The following is a 20,082-nucleotide window of genomic DNA, read 5'->3' on the forward strand; positions in this document are numbered from 1 at the left end:
CCGCTCAACCTGCGGTCGCAGATCGCAAACCGTCAGGGCGGCTGGTGAAGCGACCTTCCGGGGCAAGCGGCGAAATGGACCCTGAAACAAGTTCAGGGTGACGGTGGATTGAACGACGGATTTAAACGCAAGGTCGAAAAGGTGGCAGACCACCCCGACCCGCGAGGAGAGTGACACATGCAAGTCTATGAGGCGCCCCTGCGCGACATGCGGTTCGTGATCCACGAACTCCATCAGGACGACGGCTTCGGCAATCTGGAGGCGCTGGAGGAATTCAGCCCCGATCTGGTCGATGCCGTGCTCGAGGAGGCGGCCAAGGTGGCGCAGGAAGTGCTGCTGCCGCTCAACCGCTCGGGCGACATCGAGGGCTGCACGCTGGAAAACGGCGTGGTCCGCACCCCCAAGGGCTTCAAGGAAGCCTACGACATGTTCCGCGACGGCGGCTGGTGCGCGCTCGCCTCCGATCCCGAATGGGGCGGACAGGGCCTGCCCGAAGCGGTGAACAAGATGACCGAGGAGATGATCTGCTCGGCCAACCTCTCGTTCAGCCTCTACCCCGGCCTGACCCACGGCGGCACCACCGCGATCGAGGCTTATGCCAGCGACGATCTCAAGCAGTTCTATCTGCCCAAGATGGTCTCGGGAGAATGGTCGGGCACGATGTGCCTCACCGAACCGCACTGCGGCACGGACCTCGGCATGCTGCGCACCAAGGCGGTGCCGCAGGAGGACGGCTCGTACAAGCTGACCGGCGCCAAGATCTTCATCTCGGCGGGCGAGCATGACCTGACGCCCAATATCGTCCATCTGGTGCTGGCGCGCCTGCCCGATGCGGCCGAGGGCGTGAAGGGGATCAGCCTGTTCCTGGTGCCCAAGTATCTTCCGAAGGAAGACGGCACGCCCGGTCCGTCGAACGGCGTCTCGGTCGCGGCGATCGAGCACAAGATGGGGCTCAAGGCCTCGGCCACCTGCCAGCTCAACTTCGACGATTCGACCGGCTGGATCGTCGGCAAGCCGGGCAAGGGCATGGAGGCCATGTTCAAGATGATGAACACCGAGCGCGTCTCGGTGGGCGTGCAGGGCCTCGGCGTGGGCGAGGCGGCCTATCAGTCGGCGGTCTGGTACGCGAAGGACCGTCTGCAGGGCCGTTCGCTGTCGGGCGTCAAGAACCCGAACGGCCCGGCCGATCCGATCATCGTCCACCCCGACGTGCGCCGCATGCTGATGACCATGCGCGCCTACAACGAAGGCTGCCGCGCGCTGGGCGGCTGGGTCAGCCGCGCGCTCGATGCCGAGAAGCACGCGACCGATCCGGCGGTGAAGCAGAACGCCGAGGACTTCATCGCGCTGATGACCCCGGTGGTGAAGGCGCTGTTCACCGATCTCGGCCACGAGAGCGCCAATCTGGCGGTGCAGGTCTACGGCGGCCACGGCTACATCGCCGAGAGCGGCGTGGAGCAGTACGCCCGCGATGCGCGCATCGCGATGATCTACGAGGGCACCAACGGTATTCAGGCGCTCGATCTGGTGGGCCGCAAGATGCCGGCGCACATGGGCCGCTACTTGCGCAGCTTCTTCCATCCGGTGTCGGCTTTTGTCGAGGCCAACAAGGCGGATGCCCAGTTCGCGCCGATGATCGCGGCGCTGGAGAAGGCGTTCGGCGCGCTGCAATTGTCCACCGGGACGATCGCGCAGAAGGGCATGAAGGACCCCGAGGAAGCCGGCGCGGCGGCGACCGACTACCTGCGGCTGATGGGGCTGGTGGCGATGGCCTACTGCTTCGCGAAGTCGGCGCTGATCGCGCGCGACAGGCTCGGCGAAGGTGCGGAGGACGCGGGCTTTTACAAGGCCAAGCTGGCGACGGCGCAGTTCTACTTCGACCGCATCCTGCCGCAGGCGACGGCGGCGTTCCTTGCGATCAAGGCGGGCAAGGCGTCGATGATGGCGCTGGAAGACGCGGCGTTCTGATGGGGGAGGGGAGAGGACATCTTCTCCCTCCCCACACCGTTCAGGCTGAGCGGTGTTGAGAGGTGGGCCACCTTGTTCGCGAACCCGTGCAATTGCGCAATGAGCGGTCTACCAAATTCTTCATCATTGCGAGCGTAGCGAAGCAATCCAGAGTTGCGTAAACCGCCCCGGGTTGCTTCCCTGCGCTCGCAATGACGAGGTCTTAGGCCGCGACCGTCTCCGGCCGCATCAATTCCTCGGCCATGCGATCGGCCACGACCGGCGGCGGCAGGCCGTCGCTGGCAGCCGTATCCAGCAGCTCGCGCATGCGCGGACCGATCGCCATTACCCGGCCGCGCACTTCGCTTTCGCTCTCGCCGAGGTATTCGGCCGCGACGTTGATGATGCCGCCCGCGTTGGCGACATAGTCCGGGGCATAGGCGATGCCGCGCTCCATCAGCAGGTCGGCGACATGCGGCGCGGCAAGCTGGTTGTTGGCCGCGCCGCAGGCCACCTTGGCCTGCAGAGCCTCGACCGTCGCGTCGTCAAGCGCGCCGCCCAATGCGCAGGGCGCGAAGACGTCGGCCTCGACGGCGGCGATGCCGCCCACACCCATGATCCGCGCGCCGGTTTCCTCGGCGAGACGGGCGCAGCGCAGCGGGTCGATGTCGGCGACCACCAGCTTCGCGCCCGCGCCGTGAAGCAGCCGCGCCAGCCCCGCGCCGACATTGCCGACGCCCGAGATCGCCACGGTCACGCCCGCAAGGCCGCTGCCGTAGCGGAACTCGACCGCCGCCTTCATCGCCTCGAACACGCCGAGCGCGGTCCAGGGCGAGGGATCGCCGCCCGCAAGACCCGGCAACGCGGTGCGTCCGGCGACATGGCGAGTGTGGCGCGCCACGCATTCCATGTCGGCAACGCCGGTGCCGACGTCTTCGGCGGTGACGTAGCGGCCATCCAGCTTCTCGACCGCCTCGCCGAACGCCTCGAACAGCGCGCGGCGGTCGAAGTTACCGGCCGGACGGCGCAGCACGGCCTTGCCGCCACCGAGCGGCAGGTGGGCCATGGCGTTCTTGTAGCTCATGCCCTCGGCCAGCCGGAAGGCGTCGCGCATGGCGGCTTCGGGGTCGTCGTAGGTCCACAGGCGGCAGCCGCCCGCCGCAGGTCCACGCGCGGTGGAGTGGATGGCGATGATGCCGTCAAGACCGGCGGCTTCGTCGGACAGGCGGACATATTCGATCGGCGGCATCATGCGCCGGGTCTGGGCAACCATCGTCAAGGCTCCATGTGGGAGTGGTGTTAGCGCGTGCATTATGCCGGGAGAGGAAAGGGCGTTCTGACCTTATTTGTAGCGTCCCGCGCAAAATCCGACGCGACGAGGATGTTCGGTCCGTGATATGCGGTGAAAATGACCGGACTTGATCCTTATGAGCGAAAAATTCTCCGCGAACTGCAGCGCGACGCGAATCAGACGACGGCACAGATTGCAGAGCGGGTGGGCCTGTCCCCCTCGCCCTGCTGGCGGCGCATCGACCGGCTGGAGCGTGAGGGCTTCATCCAGCGCCGCGTGGCGATAGTCGATCGGCACAAGGTGGGCCTCAACGCGCATGTCTTCGTGCAGGTGAAGCTCAACGCCCACGGCCGCGCCAACCTCGATGAGTTCGCCGCCAAGATCCGCGAATACCCGGAGGTTCTGGACTGCTACGTGCTGCTCGGCTCGGTCGATTTCATGATCCGGGTGGTCGCGGAGGACATCAGCGCCTATGAGCGCTTCTTCTTCGAGAAGCTGTCCCAGCTTCCCGGCGTTCAGGAAATCACCTCGACGGTCGCGCTGTCGGAGATCAAGGCGACGACTGCGTTGCCGATCTGATGGGGCTTCGACAAGCTCAGCTCACCTTGAGCTTGTCGAAGCCCCGTTGATGGAAAACTGACGAAAGGTTTTGGATGTCGCACCCCCTCTCGATCGAACCCACCCCCGAAGCCCCTGAACTGACGGACAGGATGCGCCTCAAGGCGATCGTCGCGGGCTCTGCGGGCAATCTGATCGAGTGGTACGATTTCTACGTCTACGCCTTCACCGCGCTCTATTTCTCCTCCGAGTTCTTCCCCAAGAGCGACGCGCTGGTGCAGGTCATGGCGACCAGCGGCATCTTCGCCGTCGGTTTTCTGATGCGGCCGATCGGCGGGTGGTTCTTCGGCCGCTATGCCGATCGCCATGGACGGCAGCGGGCGATGGTGGTCTCGGTACTGATGATGGGGGCTGGTGCGCTGCTGATAGCCTTGCTGCCCACTTATGCCATGATTGGCGCGGCGGCACCGGCGCTGCTGCTGGTGGGGCGCATGTTGCAGGGCTTCTCGACCGGAGGGCAGTACGGCACGGCGGCGACTTATCTCAGCGAGATCGCCGGACCCAGGCGGCGCGGATTCTGGTCCTCGTTCCAGTACGTCACCCTGATCGGCGGGCAACTGACGGCAACGCTGGTAATCCTGCTGCTGCAGCACCTGCTGGGCGATGCCGGGATGAAGGCGTGGGGCTGGCGCATCGGCTTCCTGATCGGCGCCGTCGCTGCCGGGTGCATCGTGATCCTGCGCGACCACATGCATGAAACCGCCAGCGCCAGGGACCGCTCCGGCGCCGAGGCCGGGAGCCTTGCCGAGCTGTTCCGCCACTCGACCCGGGCCTTCCTGATCGTCGCGGCGCTGACGGCTGGCGGCAGCCTGATGTTCTATTCGTTCACGACGTATATGCAGAAGTTCCTCGTCCTCACCGTCGGCATGGCCAAGGAGACGGCAACGCTGATGATGACGGCGGTGCTGATCGTGTTCATGATCCAGCAGCCGCTGATGGGGCTGCTTTCGGACCGGATCGGGCGGCGCACCAACATGATCGCCTTCGCCGTGCTGGGCGTCCTGTGCACGGTGCCGCTGTTCAGCACCCTGGCGGTGACGAAAAGCCCGGTGGCGGCCTTCCTGCTGATCGCGGCGGGCCTGACGATCTGCAGTTTCTACACGTCGATCAGCGGGCTGTTCAAAGCGGAGCTGTTTCCCGTCCATGTCCGTGCCCTGGGCGTGGGACTGGCCTATGGCGTGGCCAACGCGATCTTCGGCGGCACGGCGGAGAACGTTGCGCTGGCCTTCAAGCAGGGCGGCATGGAGCACGGCTTCTACTGGTACGTCACGGCGTTTTGCGTGGTGTCTCTGGTTGCCGCGCTCATGCTGCCGGATACGCGCCGGAGCAATCCGCTTGACCGCTGACGATACTATATCCATCCATGCATAATTCAGCGTAGTGTTGAGAGTTATTCAACATCGCATGCAACGTCGATGGAATGGCGCATAGAAACTAAAGGGTCCACACAGTGTTGAAGGGCACACAGGGCATGTCTTCGGCAAGGAGGGCGTGAATCCGGCGATGGCTTTGCCGACGGCGGTCCCGTAACAGGAAGCTTCAACCATGACGGAAGGATACGGAGCGATCTCTCGGCGCGACGTTCTCAAGACCAGTGCGACAGGCGCGGCGATCGCCGGATCGCTCGGCCCCGGCAATGTGGCCATGGCGCAAGGCACGTCTGCCGCGCCGCCGCATGCCGCCGTCAGCCTGAAGATCAACGGCAAGCCGACCCGGCTGGAGCTGGACACCCGCACCACGCTGCTCGACGCCTTGCGTGAACATGTGAAGCTGACCGGTACCAAGAAGGGCTGCGACCACGGCCAGTGCGGCGCCTGCACGGTGATCGTCAACGGCCGCCGCATCAATTCGTGCCTGACCCTTGCGGTGATGCACGAAGGCGACGAGGTCACCACCATCGAGGGCCTCGGCAGCCCCGACAACCTCCACCCGATGCAGGCTGCCTTCGTCGAGCATGACGGCTACCAGTGCGGCTATTGCACGCCGGGCCAGATCTGCTCGGCGGTCGCGGTGCTGGAGGAAATCCGCGCCGGTGTGCCCAGTCACGTCACCGCAGACGTTTCCAAACCCTCGCCGATGACGACGACCGAAATGCGCGAGCGGATGAGCGGCAACATCTGCCGCTGCGGCGCCTACTCCAACATCGCCGAAGCTATGGCGCAGGTCGCAGGAGTGAAGGCATGAGGCCGTTCACCTACGAGCGCGCCACGAGCGCGCAGGACGCCGCCGCCAAGGTCGCCGCGACGCCGGGCGCACGCTTCATCGCGGGCGGCACCAACCTGCTCGACCTGATGAAGCTGGAGATCGAGACGCCGACGCACCTGGTCGACGTCAACGGCCTCGGCATGGACAAGATCGAGCCGATTGACGGCGGCGGCCTCAGGATCGGCGCGCTGGTGCGCAACACCGATCTCGCCGCCGACGCGCGCGTGCGCAAGGACTACGGCGTGCTCACCCGCGCGCTCGTCGCAGGCGCCTCGGGCCAGTTGCGCAACAAGGCGACGACGGCGGGCAACCTGCTGCAGCGCACCCGCTGCCCGTACTTCTACGACGTCAACATGCCCTGCAACAAGCGCAAGCCTGGCTCGGGCTGCGCGGCGATCGGCGGTTTCAGCCGTCCGCTCGGCGTGATCGGCACCAGCGACGCCTGCATAGCCACGCATCCCAGCGACATGGCGGTGGCGATGCGCGTGCTCGACGCCTCGGTCGAGACGATCCGCCCCGACGGCACCACCCGTGCCATCCCCATCGCCGATTTCCACACGCTGCCGGGCCAGACCCCGCACGTGGAAACCGCGCTGGAGAAGGGCGAGATGATCATCTCCGTCGCCCTCCCGAAGCCCAAGGGCGGTACGCATATCTATCGCAAGGTCCGCGACCGCGCCTCCTACGCCTTCGCGCTCGTCTCCGTCGCGGCGGTGATCGGCAAGGACGGCGAGGGCGCCGTCGCGCTCGGCGGCGTCGCGCCGAAGCCGTGGCGTGTCGAAGAAGCCGACGCGCTGCTGCCCAAGGGCTCGAAGGCCGTCGCCGACCGCCTTTTCGCCGGGGCCACCCCGCGCGAGGACAATGCATTCAAGCTGACCCTCGCCCAGCGCACCATCGCGGCGGTTCTTGCGGAGGCAAAGGCATGAAGTTCGACACTCCCGCAGGGACCAATCCGATCGACCGCATGAAGGTCGTCGGCAAGCCCACCACGCGCATCGACGGCCCGCTCAAGGTCACCGGCCACGCGCCTTACGCCTACGAGCATCAGGAACTGCCCGGGAAACCGGCTTACGGCTACGTCGTCGGCTCGGCGGTGGCGAAGGGCACGATCCGCTCGATGGACACCTCGCGCGCCGAACGCGCGGCCGGGGTGATCGCCGTGGTCACCCACCGCAACGCGGGCAAGATCGCGAAGGGCAATTTCAACACCGCGATGCTGCTCGGCGGGCCGAAGGTCCAGCACTACCATCAGGCCATCGCCGTGGTCGTCGCCGAGACGTTCGAGCAGGCCCGCTCCGCCGCCGCGCTGATCGACGTCGATTACGCGCGCGACGGCGGCGCCTTCGACCTCGCCGCCGCCAAAGTCGATGCGCCGGACGCCACCGGCTCCGACGCGCCGACCGCCGTGGGCGACTTTGCCGGAGCCTTCGCCGCCGCGCCGGTGCAGCTCGACCAGACCTACACCACCCCCGACCAGAGCCACGCGATGATGGAGCCGCACGCTACCATCGCCGCGTGGGAGGGCGACAAGCTCACGGTCTGGAGCGCCAACCAGATGGTCGCGTGGGGCGCGGGCGACCTTGCCCGCACACTGCAGATTCCCCCCGAGAACGTGCGCCTGATTGCGCCCTATATCGGCGGCGGTTTCGGCGGGAAGCTGTTCTTGCGTTCGGACGTGCTGATGGCCTCGCTCGGCGCGAAGGCGGCGAAGCGTCCGGTCAAGGTCGCGCTGCCGCGTCCGTTCATGGGCAACAACACCACCCACCGCCCCGCGACGATCCAGCGCATTCGCCTCGGCGCGACGCAGGATGGCAAGCTGACCGCCATCGGCCACGAAAGCTGGTCGGGCGATCTGGAGGGCGGCGGGCCGGAAGGCGCCACGCAGCAGACCAAGCTGCTCTACGCGGGTGCCAACCGCATGACTGCGCTGCGCCTTGCCGTGCTCGACCTGCCCGAAGGCAACGCCATGCGCGCGCCGGGCGAGGCTCCCGGCCTGATGGCGCTGGAAATGGCCGTCGATGAACTCGCCGAGAAGCTGGGCATGGACCCGGTGAAACTGCGCGTCATCAACGACACGCAGGTCGATCCCGAAAAGCCCGAGCGCCCGTTCTCGCAGCGCAACCTTGTGCGCTGTCTGGAAGAGGGTGCCGAGCGTTTCGGCTGGGCGCGGCGCAAGGCGCCCGGTACGGTGCAGGAAGGCCGCTGGCTGATCGGCATGGGCGTGGCGGCGGCGTTCCGCAACAACCTCAACATGAAGTCCGGCGCGCGGGTTCGTCTCAGCCCCTCGGGGCAGGTGACGGTCGAGACCGACATGACCGACATCGGCACCGGCACTTACACCATCATGGCGCAGACCGCGGCCGAGATGATGGGCGTGCCGCTCGGCAAGGTGACGGTGAAGCTGGGCGATAGCTCGTTCCCGGTCTCTGCCGGATCGGGCGGGCAGTGGGGCGCGAACTCCTCGACGGCGGGGCTCTACGCGGCCTGCGTCAAGCTGCGCGAAGCGATCGTGGCGAAGCTGGGTCTCGGCACCGGAGAAGCTACGTTCGAGAACGGACAGGTCCACGTCGGCAACCGCGTCGCCGACATTGCCGACGCGGCGAAAGGCGGCGAGATCGTGGTCGAGGACTCGATCGAGTTCGGCGATCTGGGCAAGAAGTTCCAGCAGTCCACCTTCGGCGCGCACTTCGTCGAAGTGGCGGTGGATCGCTACACCGGCGAGGCCCGCGTGCGGCGCATGCTGGCGGTCTGCGCGGCGGGCCGCATTCTCAACCCCACGGCGGCGCGCAGTCAGGTGATCGGCGCGATGACCATGGGCGTGGGCGGCGCGCTGATGGAGGAGCTGGCGGTCGACAAGCGCTTCGGCTTCTTCGTCAATCACGACCTTGCGGGCTACGAAGTGCCGGTCCACGCCGACATTCCGCACCAGGAGGTTGTGTTCCTCGACGAAGCGGACGACAAGGTTTCGCCGATGAAGGCCAAGGGCGTCGGCGAGCTGGGTCTGTGCGGTGTCGGCGCGGCGGTGGCGAACGCGATCTACAACGCCACCGGCGTGCGCGTGAGGGACTATCCGATCACGCTGGACAAGCACCTCGACAAGCTGGGCGAAGTGGTCTGACAGCAAATTCCTCCCCGAGCTTGTCTCGGGGAAGGGGACCGCCGCGAAGCGGTGGTGGAGGGGGAGTTCGGACAATTCCCCTCCGTCAGCCCTGACGGGCTGCCACCTCCCCGAGACAAGCTCGGGGAGGAATTGAAGCGGCGCGATTTGCGGCCTAGGCTGGGGCCATCATCTTCAGGACACATCCGTAAATGCCCTTCCGGCGTTCCGACCTTGCCGACCTTTCGTACTTCCTCGCCATCGCGCGGCACCGCAACTTCCGCAAGGCGGCGACCGAATTGGGCGTCAGCGCCTCGGCGCTCAGCCATTCGCTGCGCGGGCTGGAGGAGCGGCTCAAGGTCCGCCTCGTCAACCGTACCAACCGCTCGGTCACGCTGACGGCGGCGGGCGAGGACCTGCAGGCCGCCATCCGCGACCCCTTCGCCGCGATCCACGAGGCCGAGGACCTGCTCAACCTCCATCGCGACGCCCCCACCGGCCGCGTGCGCCTCAACGTCCCGGACGAGGCGGCGATGCGGCTGCTGGCGCCGATCCTGCCCGAATTCGTCACGCGCTATCCCGACGTCGAACTCGACATCAGCGTGGACAACACGATGGTGGACGTGATCGAGGCGGGCTTCGATGCTGGCATCCGCTTCGGCGGCACGGTGCCCGAGGACATGATCGCGCAGCGCCTCACGCCCGATTTCCGCTGGGTGGTGGCAGGCGCGCCCGCCTACTTCGAAAGGCATGGCGAGCCGCAGCATCCCCATGACCTGATGCAGCACCAGTGCATCCGCCTGCGGCTCGGCAACGGACGCATGTACAACTGGGACTTCGACCGGGGGGAGGAGTCCCTCGCGCTCGCGGTGCCCGGCGGTATCATCGTAGACAACGGCAGCGTCAGCCGCGCTCTGGCGCTCAGCGGCATGGGCGTGATGTACGCGGCGGAACCGGCGATCGCGCCGCTGCTGGCAGACGGTTCGCTGCGCGCGGTGCTGCAGGACTGGGCTTCGCCGGGGCCGGGCTACTTCATCTACTATTCGAGCCGCCGCCAGGTGCCGAGGGGCCTTCGCCTGCTGATCGACCTGGTCCGCGAGATGAAGCCGCTGGGGTGAGGGCGGGCGAGGGCTTCGACAAGTTCAGGGTGAGCGGGGTCTGGGTAAACCACCGTCTGCCATTCCCGCTCAGGCTGAGCTTGTCGAAGCCCCGTCAGACCTCAGTAATCCTCGGTATCGATCGAGGCGTTCATCATCGGCGAATAGCGGTGGCCGCTGACGGTCTGCTGGTTGATGATCCCGCCTGCGCGCGCGATCACCTCGGCCGGAATGTCGAGCGCCATCGCGGCATGGTTCTGGTCGAAGTGCGCGATGGAGCGGGTGCCGGGGATCGCGTGCAGGTGCTTGCCCTGCGCCAGCACCCAGGCCAGCGCCAGCTGCGCAGGCGTGGCCCCGGCCTCGGCGGCGAGGGCGGACAACTGCTCGATCAGCGCGAGGTTGGCGGGCCAGTGCTCGGCCGAGAAGCGCGGCATGCTCAGGCGGATGTCCTTGGTGCCGAGCTGCTCGGGCGCGGTGATCTCGCCGCACAGCGCGCCGCGTCCGACCGGGGAGAAGGCGACCAGCGCGATGCCGAGTTCGTGCGTGGAGTCCAGCACGCCCAGCTCGACGTTGCGGGTCCAGAGCGAGTATTCGGTCTGCACCGCTGCCATCGGATGCACGGCATGAGCCTCGCGGATGTGCGCGCTCGACCATTCGGAAACGCCGTAGGAGCCGATCTTGCCCGCCTCGATCAACCGCGCCATCGCGCCGACCGAATCCGCGATCGGCGTGTCGCGGTCGAGCCGGTGCATGTAGAACAGATCGACATGGTCGGTGCCGAGGCGCTTGAGGCTGGCATCGATAGAGGCGACGATGCTCTCGGGGCGGCAGTCGGTGCCGCGGCGCTCGCCTTCGAGCACGATGCCGGTCTTGGTGGCGAGGAAGAATTCGTCGCGCCGGTCCATGATCGCCTCGCGCAGCGTCTCTTCGCTGACGCCCATGCCGTAGATGTTGGCGGTGTCGAAGTGATCGCACCCGGCGTCGAGCGCATGGCGGAACAGTGAGACCGCATCCGCGCGGCTGGGCGCCGTGCCATAGGCCCAGGCGATGTTCATGCAGCCGAGGCCGATGGCGGCGACTTCGCGGCCGGCGAGAAGGCGTTTGGTCATGGAATGTCCTGTATTCGGAAGCGGTATCAGGGGAACCGGAGAGGTCGGCCATATCGACGGGTCAGTCAAGCGCGTGGGACGCAGCGGGCTTGCAGAGATTGCATGCGAGCGTGTGCGACTAAGTCGCAATAGCGATGGACAAGAAGGACTTGCACCTTATCTAACTCGCTGACGACATTGCATGAGCGAAGGAGGTTTAAGGTCCATGGAAACCCGCCGCGAATCCGACAGCATCGGTGAAATCGACGTTCCCGCAAGCGCATACTGGGGCGCGCAGACCCAGCGCTCGATCGAGAACTTCCCCTTCGGCGAAACCGAGCGAATGCCGATCGCCATCGTCCATGCCCTCGCGCTGGTGAAGCAGGCGGCGGCGCGGGTTAACCGCAAGCACGGGCTGGACGGGAAGATCGCCGACGCCATCGAAAGCGCCGCGCAGGAAATCGTCTCGGGCAAGCTCGACGACCAGTTCCCGCTGGTGATCTGGCAGACCGGTTCGGGAACCCAGTCCAACATGAACGTCAACGAGGTGATCGCGGGCCGCGCCAACGAGATCCTGACCGGCATGCGCGGCGGCAAGTCGCCGGTCCATCCCAACGACCATGTGAACATGGGCCAGTCCTCGAACGACAGCTTCCCCACCGCGCTGCATGTCGCGGCGGCGCGCGCGGCGAACGACAAGCTCTATCCGGCGCTGGCGCAGCTGCACGCCTCGCTGCACGCCAAGTCCGAGGCATGGAAGGACATCGTCAAGATCGGCCGCACCCATCTGCAGGACGCGACGCCGGTGACGCTGGGGCAGGAATTCTCCGGCTACGTCCAGCAGTTGCATCTGGCGAAGAGCCGCATCGAACCGGCCGTCTCGGGCGAAGTGAGCGCGCTGGCGCAGGGCGGCACGGCGGTCGGCACCGGGCTGAACGCGGTGCCGGGCTTCGACGTCGATGTGGCCGCCGAACTCGCCAGCCTCACCGGCCTGCCGTTCCGCACTGCCGAGAACAAGTTCGAGGCGCTCGCTTCCAATGATCCGCTGGTCCACCTCTCGTCCACGCTGGCGACGCTGGCGGTGGCGCTGACCAAGATCGCCAACGACGTGCGCTGGCTGGGCTCCGGTCCGCGCTCGGGCCTTGGCGAACTGGACCTGCCCGCCAACGAGCCGGGCAGCTCGATCATGCCGGGCAAGGTCAACCCGACCCAGTGCGAGATGCTGACGATGGTGTCCGCACAGGTCATCGGCAATCATCAGGCGGCGACCATCGGCGGTTTGCAGGGCGCGTTCGAACTCAACGTGTTCAAACCGCTGATCGGCGCGGCGGTGATCCGCTCGATCGACCTGCTCTCGGTCGGCATGGTCAGCTTCGCCGAGCGCTGCGTCGATGGCATCGAGCCGAACCGCGCGCGGATCGCCGAACTGCTCGACCGCTCGCTGATGCTGGTGACCGCGCTGGCGCCCGAAATCGGCTACGATAACGCCGCCAAGATCGCCAAGCATGCGCACGTCGAGGGCCAGACGCTCAAGCAGGCGGCGCTGGAACTTGGGCTGGTGGATGAAGCGACGTTCGACCGCGTGGTGCGCCCCGAAACGATGGTGTGATCGGTTAGGGGAGGGTGCTCCATGCTCACCCCCCTATCACTGCGTCACCCTGAACTTGTTTCAGGGTCCATTGCGCGGCCCGCCCGGCGCTGTCCGGCGGTAAACCGACGGCGCCCCTGGCGAACCGACGCTTCGGCACCAACCGCCCGATGGCCCCTGAAACAAGTTCAGGGTGACGAAAGTGGCCAGGGGGCGGGCGGGCAGGCCCTTCCATCACCCGCTCTCATTTTTGCAACGATCCGTTCCGATCATTGCGTTTGATCGCGCAGGTCTGGCAGGGCAGTTAGGACCCGGGTGCGGGGCGTGGACTTTGACGGTCGCGTGGCGCACTCTCCCGATCCTTCCGACCGCGCGAGACAATGGCCGAAAACCCCGCCTCCCCCCGTCCTGAAGTGCCGCAGGGCGATGCGGAGATCGCCGCCGCAGCCGCTGCGCGCGGCTTGCCGATCCTGCCCGAATGCGCGCCTGGCGTTACCGCCAACCTCGCGCTGCTGGCGCGCCATGTCCGCTCGATGCGCGGCGAACCGGCATGAGGACGATCGCGCAAACCGCCGCTGCCGTGCGCGCCGGGACGCTCAGTGCCCGCGGCATGGTGGAAGAAGCGCTGATCGCCCTGGTCGCCGACGAGCATGTAGCCGTCACCCGCGTCCTGCACGACCGTGCCCGTGCCGAGGCCGACGCGGTCGATGCGATGGTGGCCGCCGGGCGCGATCCGGGGCCGCTGGCGGGCGTGCTCTACGGCGTGAAGGACCTGTTCGACCTCGCAGGGCTGCCGACCACGGCAGGCTCCACGATCTACGTCGATGCCGCCCCCGCCACGTCCGACGCCGAGGCAGTGGCCAGGCTCAAGGCGGCAGGCGCGATCTGCCTCGCCACCCTCAACATGGACGAGTTCGCCTACGGCTTCGCGACGATCAACGCGGCTTACGGCACGACCCGCAATCCTCACGATCCCTCCCGCCTCGCAGGCGGTTCCTCGGGCGGCTCGGCTGCGGTCGTCGCGGCCGGGCTGCTCGCTTTCGCGCTGGGATCGGACACCAATGGCTCGATCCGCGTGCCTGCCAGCTTGTGCGGGCTCTATGGCCTGAAACCCACGCATGAGGACCTGCCGCTGGGCGGCGTGTTTCCCTTCGCCGAGAGCTTCGACGACATCGGCCCCTTCACCCGCTCGGTGGAGGACATGGCGCTGGTCTGGCAGGTGCTCGCAGGGCGCGAACCGGCAAGCCGTAGCGAGTTTCGCGTCGCCCGTCTCGGCGGCCGATTCCGCGAGAATGCCGAGGCCGACCAACTCGCCGCCATCGACGCGATCGCCCCCGACGCGCCGCTGGTCGAACTGCCCGAGATTGCCCGCGCGCGCTCCGCCGCGTTCATCATTACCGCTTACGAGGGCGGCACGCTGCACCGTGAAGCGCTGGCCCAAAACGCGATGGGCTTCGACCCGCAGGTCCGCGACCGGCTGTTGGCCGGTGTCTTGCTGCCCGATGCCCTTTACGCAGAGGCACAAGCCTTCCGCGCCGAATACCGCGCCCGGATCGCGGCGCTGGTCGCCGATTACGACGTGCTGCTCGCGCCCGCGACGCCGACTTTCGCGCCGCCGATCGCGGATCCGCGCATCCTGATCGACGGTGCACTGGCTCCGGCGCGGGCGGATCTGGGCATTCATACCCAGCCGATCACGTTCACGGCATTGCCGTCGCTGGCGGTTCCGCTCTACCGGCCGGGCACGCTGCCGATCGGCCTGCAACTGATCGGCGGACCAGGGCGAGAGCCCGACCTGTTCGCCTTCGCCGCCATGCTCGAAGCGAACGGCACGATCGGATTTTCCATGCCGCTGGGGGCGGCTGAAAGGGTACAGGCGTGACGCAGACTGATGCACCGGAGGTCGTGCCTTCGGGCAAGCTCGACCGCTACTTCTCGCTGACCGCACGCGGCACCACCGCGCGCACCGAAGTGCTGGCGGGCATGACCACGTTCCTGACGATGGCCTACATCGTGCTGGTCAATCCGGCGATCCTGGGCAGCGCAGGGATGCCGGTCGCCTCGGTGGCGGCGGCGACGTGCTTTGCGGCGGCGTTCGCCTCGATCCTGATGGGCTTCGTGGCGAACACCCCGCTGGCGCTGGCGCCGGGCATGGGGCTGAACGCCTACTTCAGCTTCACCGTTGTTCAGCAGATGGGCGTGCCCTGGCCGGTGGCGCTGGGCTGCGTGTTCATCTCGGGCGTAGCCTTCCTGCTGCTGACGCTGACGGGCATCCGCCAGCTGATCGTCACCTCGATCCCGCAGTACCTATTCGCGGCGGTAGCCGGTGGCATCGGCCTGTTCATCGGCTTCATCGGCCTCAAGGATTCCGGCATCGTCGTCGCCAATCCGGCGACTTTCGTGGCGCTGGGCGATCTCAAGGCGCCCGGCGCGGCGCTGGCGCTGTTCGGGCTGCTGGTGATCGGCGCGCTGTCGGTGTGGAACGTCCGCGGGGCTATGCTGATCGGCATCCTCGCCACCACCGTCGTCGGCTGGATCGCGGGCATGGTCTCGATCAGCCCCGAGCCCTACTCGCTCTCCGCGCTGACCGGGACGGCGTTCCAGCTCGACCTTGCGGGCGTCTTCGGGCTTTCGGGCAAGCATGGCCTCGGCCTGCTGGAGATCCTGTTCGTCTTCCTCTTCGTCGATCTGTTCGACAATATCGGCACTCTCGTCGCCGTTACCAAGCGTGCAGGGCTGATGGACGCGGCGGGTCGCATCCCGGGGCTCAACCGCATCCTCGTGACGGACGCCGTCGCCACCATGGTCGGCTCGGTGGCGGGCACCAGCACGGTCACCAGCTATGTCGAGAGCGCCGCGGGCGTGCAGGTCGGCGGGCGCACCGGGCTAACTTCGGTGGTCACCGGCGTGCTGTTCCTGGCGATGATGTTCGTCGCGCCTTACGCGCAAGTGATCCCGCTGGCGGCGACCGCGCCCGCGCTTATCATCGTCGGCGGGCTGATGCTGCTGCCGCTGACCGAAGTGGAATGGGAGGACCCGCTGGCGGCGATCCCCGCGTTCCTGACCGTCGCGATGATCCCGCTGACGTTCTCGATCGCCAACGGCCTTGCCTTCGGTATTACCGCCCACGCCGTGCTCAAGATCGTGCGCGGGACGATCACCAAGAAGGACGGCTTCCTGCTGGTGCTTGCGCTGCTGTTCGTCGCCCGCTTCGTGTGGATGGGCGGCGCCTGATGCGCGCCGTCATCGCCTCGGCGTTTGCCCTCGTCGCCACCCCTGCGCTGGCGGACGAGCGGCTCGACCTCACCCCTCGTACCCTGGTGATGACGGCCTATCAGCCCGAATGGAACGCGCTCGTCCATGCAGTGAGCGAGCAGAAAGAGTTCAGCCTCAACGGCTCGACGTACCTGACCGGCATGCTGGAGGGCAAACCCGTCCTCCTGATGCAGAGTGGCGTTTCCATGGTGAACGCGGCGATGAACACCCAGCTGGTGATCGACCGTTTCACCGTGAAGCGCATCGTCTTTTCCGGCATCGCCGGCGGCGTCGATCCCTCGCTGACGATCGGCGACGTCATCGTGGCGGAGGACTGGGGCCAGTACCTGGAAGTCAACTTCGCCCGCAAGGCAGGTCGCAAGGGCTGGAAGTCGCCCGAGGCCGTCTCGCCCGAGGCGCCCGGCAACTGGAACTTCATCTTCCCGCGCGGGGTGACCGTGCCCAATGCCGCGACCCCGTCGAAGCGCTTCTTCACCTTCGCGATGGACCCCGCGCTGCTCGACCTTGCGCGCAAGGTCGCGCCGACGATCGCGATGGAACGCTGCGTCCCGCCGTCGGAGCACCAGCTTCCCGGCAGCGAGCTGTGCCTCGCCAAGCCGCCCAAGGTCGTCGTCGGCGGCACCGGGGTCAGCGCAGGCGTCTATGCCGACAATGCCGAGTTCCGCGAATATCTCTACAAGGCGTGGCACGCCCGCGTGCTCGACATGGAGAGCGGGGCTGTGGCGCAGGTGGCCTATGCCAATCAGGTGCCGACGATCGTGTTCCGGTCGCTGTCGGACCTTGCCGGCGGCGACAAGGACAAGAACATGGAGGACACCTACGAGCGCCTTGCCTCGGTGAACTCCGCCCATGTGGTGCGCGCCTTCGTGGCGGCGCTTCCGGACTGAGAGACTGCCCATGAAGACCGTAACCGCCAGCAACGGCATCGCCACCGCGCCGCACTTCCTTGCCGCGCAGGCGGGCCGCGGCGTGCTTGCCGACGGCGGCAGCGCGGTGGAGGCCTGCGTCGCCATCGCCGCGACGCTGGCGGTTGTCTACCCGCACATGACCGCGATCGGCGGCGACGGCTTCTGGGTGATCCGCGAGCCCAACGGCACCGTGCATTCGATCCACGGCTGCGGCGGCGCGGCGGCGAAGGCGGACCTCTCGCTCTACGCTGGGCTGGAGGCGGTGCCGACGCGCGGGCCTCTGGCGGCGAATACAGTGGCGGGGACGATCTCCGGCTGGGCGGCGGCGCTGGAGGCGGATTACTGCACGCTCCCGCTGGAACGCCTGTTGCGCGATGCCATCCAACATGCCGAGAACGGCGTGGCGGTCACCAAGGGCGGCGCGGGTATCGCGGCGGGCAAGGGCGACGAACTGCGCATCCAGCCCGGCGCCTATGCCGCCACCTTCGAGCCGGAAGGCCGTGCGCTGGCCGAGGGCGACACGCTGCGCCTCCCGGCGCTGGCGCAGACCTTGCGCAAGCTGGCGGCGAATGGTCTGCAGGATTTCTACACCGGCGAACTGGCGGCGCTGATCGCGGCCGATCTGTATGCGCTGGGCAGTCCGGTGTCCGCCGCCGACCTTGCCGCGCACACCGCGACCCGGCCTGAACCGCTGCACACCGCGATCGGCGGGGCGACGCTCTACAACGCGACGCCGCCGACGCAGGGCTTCGCCTCGCTGCTGATCCTGGCGCTGTTCGACCGGCTCAAGGCCGATGCGCCCGAAGGCTTCGATCATATTCACGGGCTGGTTGAGGCGACCAAGCAGGCGTTCCTGCTGCGCGACGTTCATGTGGGTGATCCGGCTTATACCGACTTCGATTTTCAGGCGCTCCTCTCCGACCTCGCCGCGCTGGACGAACTCGCCGCGCGCATCGACCCGGCGAAGGCGCTGGAATGGCCGCAGCCGCCGCAGTGGGGCGATACCTGCTGGTTCGGCGCCGCCGATGCCGAAGGGCGGGTGGCGTCGTGCATCCAGTCCACGTATTTCGAGTTCGGTTCGGGCCTCGTGCTGCCGCAGACAGGGATTACCTGGCAGAACCGGGGCAGTTCCTTCCGTCTTGCGCAGAGCGGTTGGAACGCGCTGAAGCCGGGCCGCAAGCCGTTCCACACGCTCAACCCGGCGCTGGCCGTGTTCGAGGACGGGCGCGTCATGGCATATGGGACGATGGGCGGAGAGGGGCAGCCGCAGACGCAGGCCGCGCTGTTCACCCGCTACGCCCGCTTCGGCATGGACCTGCAGGACGCGATCAGCGCGCCGCGCTGGCTACTGGGCCGGACATGGGGCGACGTCACCACCTCGCTCAAGCTGGAGGATGGCTTTGACGAGGGGCTCTATGCGGAACTGGCCGAGGCCGGGCACGATGTCGAGCGGGTCGGCCCGCTGACCGCGACGATGGGCCATGCGGGCGCGGTGGTGCGCCTTGCGGACGGTTCGTTCGAAGGCGCGACCGACCCGCGCAGCGATGGCGAGGCGGCGGGATGCTGAGGGCCGCGCCTGCCTGCGGGGGCGTCGACAAGCTCAGCCTGAGCGGGATCGAAGCGATGCTTGTCGATTCCGTCAGCTTTCTCCCCACCCCGCTCAGGCTGCGCTTGTCGAAGCCCGGTCACTGCGCTCTCGAACTGCCGGAGTTGCGGCCATGACCGCCCCCGAAACCCCCAGCGGCGCACGCGCCGTGGCGCGCTGCGACGAACTGCGCGTCGCGCCCTATAGCGACATGGAAGGGGGGCTGTTCCGCGCCTACCTCACCCCGGCCTACGACGCCGCGCAGGAGGCCGTGGCCGCGTGGATGGAGGCCGCCGGGATGCGCGTCCACATCGATGCCGCCGCCAATCTGGTGGGCCGCTACGAAGGGCATCTGGGCCATGCTCCGGCGCTGGTGATCGGGAGCCACCTCGATTCCGTGCGCGACGGCGGGCCGTATGATGGGCCGCTTGGCATCATGCTTGGCATCGAGGCGGTCGCCGTACTCCATGCGGAGGGGAAGCGCCTGCCGTTCCCGATCGAGGTCTACGCTTTCGGCGACGAGGAAGGCTCGCGCTTCCCCGCCGCGATGCTGACCAGCCGCGCGGTCGCCGGGACGCTCGATGCCGCCGCGCTCGACATCACCGATACGGCGGGCGTCACTCTGGCAGAAGCGCTGGTGACCACGCCCGACTATCTCACTGCCGCCCGTGCGCCCGATACCACGCTGGCCTATCTGGAAGCGCATATCGAGCAGGGGCCGGTGCTGGAGGCGGACGGCCTCGCGGTCGGCACCGTTACCGGCATCGCGGCGCAGTTGCGCTATGCCGTGACCGTCAAGGGCATGGCCGGACACGCCGGAACCGCCACGATGCGCCTGCGCCGCGATGCGCTGGCGGGCGCTGCGGCGATGGTGCTGGCGGTGGAGCAGATCGCGCGCGCGGACAATTCCGACGTCGTCGCCACCGTCGGCGTGCTGCAGGCCCTACCGGGCGCGCCCAACGTGATCCCCGGCGAGGTGCGCTTCACCATCGACGTGCGTTCGGGCGCGGAAGGCCGCCGCGACGCCGTGGCCGAGGCGATCCTCGCGCGCCTTGCCGAAATCGCCGATGCACGTGCGCTGGATATGGACGTCGCCCTGATCCACGACCTTGCCGCCAGCCCCAGCGATCCTGCGCTCATGGACATCATGGACGCCGCGCTGGCCGCCGCCGGGCAGCCGGTGCGCCGCCTTGTGTCGGGCGCGGGGCATGATGCCATGAACATGGCCGCGCTGTGCCCCACCGCCATGCTGTTCATCCGGTGCCGCGAGGGCATCAGCCATAACCCGGCCGAACATGTGGAGCCTGCCGACGCGGGGATCGCGCTGCAGGTGATGCTCGGCTTCATCGACCGTTTGGGAGAATCCTTTGTCGCTTGATCCG

At 67.5% G+C, this 20,082-nt stretch carries 16 protein-coding genes; 14 read left to right on the forward strand and 2 right to left on the reverse strand.

Annotated features, from left to right (window positions below; translation table 11 throughout):
• Window positions 1–177 precede the first annotated feature (177 nt).
• The gene (locus ACODRZ_RS00295; RefSeq protein ID WP_488969026.1) at window positions 178–1,968 is read left to right on the forward strand and encodes an acyl-CoA dehydrogenase C-terminal domain-containing protein; all 1,791 of its coding nucleotides are present in this window, start codon (window positions 178–180) and stop codon (window positions 1,966–1,968) included.
• Window positions 1,969–2,170: 202 nt separating this feature from the next.
• On the opposite strand, the gene ACODRZ_RS00300 is transcribed toward ACODRZ_RS00295, so the two are convergent.
• Complete coding sequence (locus ACODRZ_RS00300) at window positions 2,171–3,220, reverse strand: Leu/Phe/Val dehydrogenase (RefSeq protein WP_488969027.1); 1,050 nt, start codon at window positions 3,218–3,220, stop codon at window positions 2,171–2,173.
• Between the two features lie 135 nt (window positions 3,221–3,355).
• Here ACODRZ_RS00300 and ACODRZ_RS00305 point away from each other — a divergent pair, with 135 nt between their 5' ends.
• The 6 genes from ACODRZ_RS00305 to ACODRZ_RS00330 all read left to right on the forward strand — a co-directional run bounded on the left by ACODRZ_RS00305 (window position 3,356) and on the right by ACODRZ_RS00330 (window position 10,276).
• Window positions 3,356–3,817 (forward strand): Lrp/AsnC family transcriptional regulator, encoded by a 462-nt coding sequence (locus tag ACODRZ_RS00305; RefSeq protein ID WP_008832262.1) that lies wholly within the window; start codon window positions 3,356–3,358, stop codon window positions 3,815–3,817.
• Between the two features lie 74 nt (window positions 3,818–3,891).
• Complete coding sequence (locus ACODRZ_RS00310) at window positions 3,892–5,202, forward strand: MFS transporter (protein ID WP_488969028.1); 1,311 nt, start codon at window positions 3,892–3,894, stop codon at window positions 5,200–5,202.
• Between the two features lie 199 nt (window positions 5,203–5,401).
• A complete protein-coding gene (gene paoA, locus ACODRZ_RS00315; protein ID WP_488969029.1) occupies window positions 5,402–6,040 on the forward strand; it encodes an aldehyde dehydrogenase iron-sulfur subunit PaoA in 639 nt (212 codons plus the stop codon).
• A complete protein-coding gene (locus ACODRZ_RS00320) occupies window positions 6,037–6,987 on the forward strand; it encodes an FAD binding domain-containing protein (RefSeq protein WP_488969030.1) in 951 nt (316 codons plus the stop codon). The genes paoA and ACODRZ_RS00320 overlap by 4 nt, the downstream gene beginning before the upstream one ends.
• The gene (gene paoC / locus ACODRZ_RS00325) at window positions 6,984–9,179 is read left to right on the forward strand and encodes an aldehyde oxidoreductase molybdenum-binding subunit PaoC (protein WP_488969031.1); all 2,196 of its coding nucleotides are present in this window, start codon (window positions 6,984–6,986) and stop codon (window positions 9,177–9,179) included. The genes ACODRZ_RS00320 and paoC overlap by 4 nt, the downstream gene beginning before the upstream one ends.
• A gap of 191 nt (window positions 9,180–9,370) precedes the next feature.
• Window positions 9,371–10,276 carry a LysR family transcriptional regulator gene (locus tag ACODRZ_RS00330; RefSeq protein WP_488969032.1) on the forward strand — a complete coding sequence of 302 codons (906 nt, stop codon included), beginning with the start codon at window positions 9,371–9,373 and terminating at the stop codon, window positions 10,274–10,276.
• Between the two features lie 101 nt (window positions 10,277–10,377).
• Here the strand turns inward: ACODRZ_RS00330 and ACODRZ_RS00335 are convergent, their stop codons facing one another.
• Window positions 10,378–11,364 carry an aldo/keto reductase gene (locus tag ACODRZ_RS00335; RefSeq protein WP_488969033.1) on the reverse strand — a complete coding sequence of 329 codons (987 nt, stop codon included), beginning with the start codon at window positions 11,362–11,364 and terminating at the stop codon, window positions 10,378–10,380.
• Between the two features lie 205 nt (window positions 11,365–11,569).
• Here ACODRZ_RS00335 and fumC point away from each other — a divergent pair, with 205 nt between their 5' ends.
• The 7 genes from fumC (at window position 11,570) to ACODRZ_RS00370 (ending at window position 20,078) form a co-directional block, all read left to right on the forward strand.
• The gene (fumC, locus tag ACODRZ_RS00340; RefSeq protein ID WP_488969034.1) at window positions 11,570–12,952 is read left to right on the forward strand and encodes a class II fumarate hydratase; all 1,383 of its coding nucleotides are present in this window, start codon (window positions 11,570–11,572) and stop codon (window positions 12,950–12,952) included.
• A 359-nt stretch (window positions 12,953–13,311) separates the two neighbouring features.
• The gene (locus ACODRZ_RS00345; RefSeq protein ID WP_488969035.1) at window positions 13,312–13,485 is read left to right on the forward strand and encodes a hypothetical protein; all 174 of its coding nucleotides are present in this window, start codon (window positions 13,312–13,314) and stop codon (window positions 13,483–13,485) included.
• Window positions 13,482–14,813, forward strand: coding sequence for an AtzE family amidohydrolase (locus ACODRZ_RS00350; protein WP_488969036.1), 1,332 nt, complete (start codon window positions 13,482–13,484; stop codon window positions 14,811–14,813). Before ACODRZ_RS00345 ends, ACODRZ_RS00350 begins: the two co-directional genes overlap by 4 nt.
• The gene (locus tag ACODRZ_RS00355; protein ID WP_488969037.1) at window positions 14,810–16,165 is read left to right on the forward strand and encodes an NCS2 family permease; all 1,356 of its coding nucleotides are present in this window, start codon (window positions 14,810–14,812) and stop codon (window positions 16,163–16,165) included. Before ACODRZ_RS00350 ends, ACODRZ_RS00355 begins: the two co-directional genes overlap by 4 nt.
• Window positions 16,165–17,094, forward strand: coding sequence for a 5'-methylthioadenosine/S-adenosylhomocysteine nucleosidase (locus ACODRZ_RS00360; RefSeq protein ID WP_488969038.1), 930 nt, complete (start codon window positions 16,165–16,167; stop codon window positions 17,092–17,094). Before ACODRZ_RS00355 ends, ACODRZ_RS00360 begins: the two co-directional genes overlap by 1 nt.
• Window positions 17,095–17,104: 10 nt before the next feature.
• Window positions 17,105–18,682, forward strand: coding sequence for a gamma-glutamyltransferase family protein (locus ACODRZ_RS00365; protein WP_488969039.1), 1,578 nt, complete (start codon window positions 17,105–17,107; stop codon window positions 18,680–18,682).
• A gap of 151 nt (window positions 18,683–18,833) precedes the next feature.
• Entirely contained in the window at window positions 18,834–20,078 is a 1,245-nt protein-coding gene (locus ACODRZ_RS00370; protein WP_488969040.1) for an allantoate amidohydrolase, read from the forward strand.
• The last annotated feature ends 4 nt before the right edge of the window (window positions 20,079–20,082 follow it).

The organism is Novosphingobium sp. FG90 (assembly GCF_057808725.1).